Raw genomic sequence first — 4,944 nt, 5'->3', positions numbered from 1 at the left:
TTGAGAGTGATCAAACGCAATCGGGCGGCTGTAAGCAGCTGAATAGCCTTCTGGTAAGCTTTGAGTGCAATTTCGACGTCGATCTGAGAGTTGCCACGGAAATACTCGTCTATCGATCTTATGTAGCCAAGAAGCTTCTTGAAGTCCATAGCGTTTATCTGATCTTCTTTCAGTTTCAGAATTGATTCGAGAGTCTTTTCATCCATTTCATACCTCCGATTTCACTTCATCAATTGTAGCTTTTGCTTCGCCGTCTTTGAAAACACAGTCAACTTCATCTCCGGGAGAGACAATTCTGACACTGTTAACAATCCTGTCGGCTTTCTTCAGGACCACACCACCGAAAAGGAGCGAGGCTGCGTATCCCCCATGCAAAGTGAGGTCGTTGAAGAGGTTGTCGAGGTCGTTACCTGCCTCGTTGATTTTGTCGTCGATCAGTCTGAATATTCCTTTGTCAAGTAGCTCGACCTGTCCGTTTGCGTTCATCAAATGTCTGTCGAGCTGATTTCTCAATCCTGCATAATCTAGCTGACTTTCGCTGTAGTGAAAACTTCTTTGGATGGTCGTCTCCGCCCTGTTTATTAGGCCCTCGGTAAGTGCTAAAATTTCGTTCATCGTTCGCTCAATCGAGAGAACATACCTGGTTGGGTTGAAGGATCCAAGTTCGTTTACAGCCTGGCCGATCCTGTGAAGAATGGTTCCCGACAAAACCCTTATCTCATCCTCGAAGAAATGCTCCGTTCGACTCATATTTTCCTCTATTCTGTCCGACATGATCCCAAGTCTTTTAGGATCGGTCTCATCCCAAGCTCTTTGGAATAGCCAGTTCATTTCGTCGTCTAAGAGATCCGCGAATTCTTCAAGAGAGGCGATATACTCGTTTACCTGTTCGGTTATTCCTCTCGCTACTGCCGTTGGGGTGTCGAATCTCTTCCATGCGACGAAGTCCGGAATCGTGAAATCTCTTTCATGGCCGATAGCGCTAAGCACAGGGCAGTAAGTCTTGTTGAAATCCGAAATTGCACTTCCCAAATCCAGGTTGTCGAAGTACATTAAGTCGCTCGCAGAGCCACCACCTCTGGTCAGGACCACAACGTCGTATTTAACGGGACAGGAGGCGATTTTCTTCAAAGCGGAAAGAATCCCGGGGACGGTTCGATTCCCCTGCATATATGATTCAAAAAGATGAACAATAGGTTTGTAAGGATATTGAACAGAGAGATTGGAGAAGAAATCCCCGAGTCCCGCTGCAGTTGAAGACGAGATGACGGCAATCCTCTTAATCGGGGGCAGCTCGGCGAGATCGTGTTCCTCGGTTCTCAATGCATTCCGAGCTTTAAGAGCGAGATAGATCTCCCTTCTTCGAGCGGCAATATCCGACTCACCGATCGGCGCGATCGTATCTATCCAGATGGAAAAGCTTGCACGCGGTTTGTAGAAACTGAGAGTACCTTCGAAGAGCCACTTCTTACCTTTCAAGTCGGACGAGCTCTTTAGAGCTAGCTGTCTTCCCATCCTTGCAAAGGCAGAGGTGCCTGAAATCATGCTCAGATCTATTCGCCGCTTCGTACCTCGCTCAACGTAATCCTGAGATACATTGATATATACATAGCTGCCTCTGACGTTTATATTGGTAACATCGGCAGGAAACTTGACTCTCAGATTGTTCAAACCCGCATCTGCAAGAATCGTTCTTATATGTTCTAGCATATTGTCAAGATCCTTGAATTCAAGAGTTTCTTCTTCCATGAAGTTCTCCTCTGAATGAATGCTCTACTCCATTATAAAAGAAGAGGACGCCTAATGGCGCCCTCAGTAGGAACATTCACAATTATTTCGCCGTATAGCCACCGTCTACCATCAAAGACTCTCCGTGAACAAAAGAGGCGTCCTCACCGGAAAGAAACAAGACGGCATTAGCGACTTCTCTGGGATTTCCTAGCCTGCCTATAGGATGCAAGCCAACTAGCATGTCGTACATCTCCGTTCCCTCCTTCATTCCGGCATTCTCAATCGGCGGCGTCTTTATGAAAGCAGGATTAACGGCATTGATTCTTATGTTTTTGCTTGCATACTCCAGCGCTGCGGCTTTCGTCAATCCAACGACAGCGTGTTTGGCGGCTACATAAGCGGAGGCATTGTTGAAACCGACTTTTCCAAGTATTGAAGAGTTGTTTACAATTGCTCCTCCGCCCTGCTTAAGCATCTGCTGAATCTGGTACTTCATTCCATAATAGACGCCCAGCAAATTGATCGAAATCACTCGTTCCCAGTCCTCTTCAGGGTACTCAGATATCGGAAGAGAAGGGCCAGCAATCCCAGCGTTATTGAATGCGACATCAAGCTTTCCAAACTTCTCTACGATTTTGTTGATTATTTCCTTTGTCTGCTTGGCGTCTGCGACATTGTGCTTCATGAACACTGCAGTGCCGCCAGATTCGTTTATCTCTTCGGCTAACTTCCTTCCTTTTTCTTCATCGACATCTGTAATTACTACCTTTGCTCCCTCTTCTGCGAATGCGATGGCGGTTTCGGCTCCGATTCCAGAGCTTCCTCCCGATATCATTACTACCTTGCCTTCGAATCTCTTCATAGTGAACCTCCTTATATAAGGATGAAATCCGATAGTTTCTATCTGCTATATTTAGTATATCACAATCCTTGCTAAGCTCAAATAACGATCCAGACTGCGCTTTTAAGAGGAGCTTTCAAAAATCGATTGACGATGATTCGCTTATCAACTTGTGAAAGGCTTGGCCTAGAAGAACGACGCTTTATTCGAAGTTTTTTCGATGCAAAAAGAAAAGGGACCGAACGCTGACATCATTCAGTCCCTTTATCATCAATTGCGGTTAGCTCAACCATTCATTTCGAGATTTCATCGCTCGGCTTGCTCTATCGTAAGCCATCCCTCTTCGACTTCAAAAAGCGCGACAAGATTTATTACTGCAGTATCGTTTGGCGACAAAGTAAACTTTCGTTCAATTTCCCTTGTAGTCCCATCAGGAAACACTTCAACTGCCTTTATTCTGTGCCACGGACCGGCTGAATAAGCAACCTTTCTCTTTCCCTTTTTGACATCCTCAAGTTCGATATCGTCGACAATTACATTTATTGTATTTGCCGATTTATATTCGACGCCGTCTACGACGATGTCTTTGTTTTCTACGAAGATGGTATGTTCCTTTCCGAGAACGTAAAGACCAAATCCAAGAGCAACAAGGACCACAACAAGGGCGACTCTAATAATGTTCCTCCTCATGCGATCAGCCTCCTGTCCCATCTTCAACCGCTGCTTTGATTGCTGCCTTTGCCTGCCTTCTTTCGGTCTCCTTTTCAACCTGCCTTCTCCAGGCGTAGAGAGCGAGTGAGATGGCGATTATTCCATAAGATACAAAGACCCTGAAAAACTCGCCGATCTGTGCCTGGCCTAAGAGTTCTTTTCCCGCTCTTGGAGCGACAATAAAGGTCAGATGGAAGAGAGTGATTCCAATGAAGACATTTGGAATGGTTGCTTTTGCGACTGAGGCGCCTCCAATAAGAAGCGCGGCAATGGCGAACGTTCCGACCTGATCGTGGGAATTATATGTGTTGATCGTCCCGATATTCTGCAGGAAGATAATCTGACCGTAACAGGCGAGAACCGTCGAAATAATTATCGAGAGCGTTCTCGTCCTATCCACGTTTATTCCGGCGGTTGCCGCCACTTGCATATCCTGGCCCACAGCCTCATGTCTTGACCGAGCTTTGTCCTCGTGAACCAGAAAACAAATATACAGAGTGCAGCTATTATTGCGAAGACACCTAGAGGAATAGAGACCCCGCTTATTTCTATGGACCACATATTGTCGAGAGCTTTTCTTATGCTTATTAAATCGATTGCATTTCTGACACCGTATCCTCTGGGAAGCAGCAACTTGTCACTGGCAATCGGTATTACACTTCCCATACCGTAGAGGATCGTAAGCTGATAAATCCCGTTTATGAAGAATCCCAAAATCATTGATGTAACCATCTCTCTGCCTTTTGCACGATTGAGGATCATTCCCGCAAGCATGCCCAAAAGAATCGCGATTGGTGTTCCAATAAGCATAGCAAGAACAATTCCCGGAATACCTACTACTCCCCAGTCGAGCATGAAAATCAAGCCTATCTGCCCTGCCATGGCTCCAAGCACAATACCGAAGTTCAATCCCATGCCGGCCATAACAGGTATCAGTAGAGATATGACAAGGAAGGAGTTTCTCCCGAGTCTCGTGATGATTTCGTTCAGAAGATAATCAGTTGAGAATCCCGACAACGGCACGGCGAAAATAAGGAGAATGACAAACAAGATTGGAACCGCATTGGAAATTACGAATCTCACCAATGGATTCTTTGCGCGTGTTAAGCTCTGATCCTTCATTTTCTCACCTTCGTTCTTCTCGTCAAAGCATAAACGATCATACCGTTAGAGACGATTATCCTGATTACCTCCGACATGTCGCTCTTAATGAGATTATTCATGACGGAAGGTGTCATAGTTAGAATTCCCTGGAACAAGAACGCTCCAATGATAACGTTTCCCATAGACGCCTTCGAAACGGATGCGCCCCCGAGCAGTAAAGCAGCAACGGCCGGAAAGGCCATCAATAGAGGGGCCATGTATAACTGAATGAATCCGAAACTCTGTTCATAGACAAGGATTCCCACAGCCGCAATAACCGTAGAGATCACGACTGATAGAATTCTCATTCTGTCTACATTAACTCCGGCTGCTTTTGCATATACAGGATTTGATCCTGCCGCCGTCATCGCCGTTCCTAGCTTCGTCTTGAAGAATGACCAGACGAGCAAAGCAATGAGGGCGAAGAAAAGGATCGTCCCCGTTGGAAAGAAAAAGTTTCCGATTCTTATGCTGAGAAAGTTGTTAAGAACACCCAACCAGTATCCCTCGACACTTAT

4 protein-coding genes and 2 pseudogenes are annotated in these 4,944 nt (G+C 45.8%); all 6 read right to left on the bottom strand.

What is annotated here, in order from left to right; genetic code table 11:
* A pseudogene (locus tag BG32_RS07385) lies at positions 1 to 206 on the bottom strand (hypothetical protein); the annotation flags it as partial.
* 1 nt (position 207) lies between these two features.
* Positions 208 to 1,749 (bottom strand): exodeoxyribonuclease VII large subunit, encoded by a 1,542-nt coding sequence (locus BG32_RS07380; protein WP_006486658.1) that lies wholly within the window; start codon positions 1,747 to 1,749, stop codon positions 208 to 210.
* 82 nt (positions 1,750 to 1,831) lie between these two features.
* Positions 1,832 to 2,593, bottom strand: coding sequence for an SDR family NAD(P)-dependent oxidoreductase (locus tag BG32_RS07375; protein WP_121526632.1), 762 nt, complete (start codon positions 2,591 to 2,593; stop codon positions 1,832 to 1,834).
* A gap of 285 nt (positions 2,594 to 2,878) precedes the next feature.
* The gene (locus BG32_RS07370) at positions 2,879 to 3,262 is read right to left on the bottom strand and encodes a DUF6672 family protein (protein WP_121526631.1); all 384 of its coding nucleotides are present in this window, start codon (positions 3,260 to 3,262) and stop codon (positions 2,879 to 2,881) included.
* 4 nt (positions 3,263 to 3,266) lie between these two features.
* Positions 3,267 to 4,405, bottom strand: a pseudogene (locus tag BG32_RS17115) (ABC transporter permease).
* Positions 4,402 to 4,944, bottom strand: a 543-nt coding sequence (locus BG32_RS07360; RefSeq protein ID WP_409072653.1) for an ABC transporter permease subunit, incomplete at its 5' end; no start/stop codon positions are given. The gene BG32_RS07360 and the pseudogene BG32_RS17115, both read right to left, overlap by 4 nt.

Origin of the sequence: Mesotoga sp. HF07.pep.5.2.highcov (assembly GCF_003666285.1) — a bacterium.
GTDB lineage: Bacteria > Thermotogota > Thermotogae > Petrotogales > Kosmotogaceae > Mesotoga > Mesotoga prima.
Note: the sequence above shows the minus strand (reverse complement) of the source record. Positions and strands in the feature narration are given on the sequence as shown.

Bases quoted from the DNA above. Each gene is read 5' to 3' on its own strand.
- BG32_RS07375 (WP_121526632.1), bottom strand. From the start codon at position 2,593: ATGAAGAGATTCGAAGGCAAGGTAGTAATGATATCGGGAGGAAGCTCT.
- BG32_RS07370 (WP_121526631.1), bottom strand. From the start codon at position 3,262: ATGAGGAGGAACATTATTAGAGTCGCCCTTGTTGTGGTCCTTGTTGCT.
- BG32_RS07380 (WP_006486658.1), bottom strand. From the start codon at position 1,749: ATGGAAGAAGAAACTCTTGAATTCAAGGATCTTGACAATATGCTAGAA.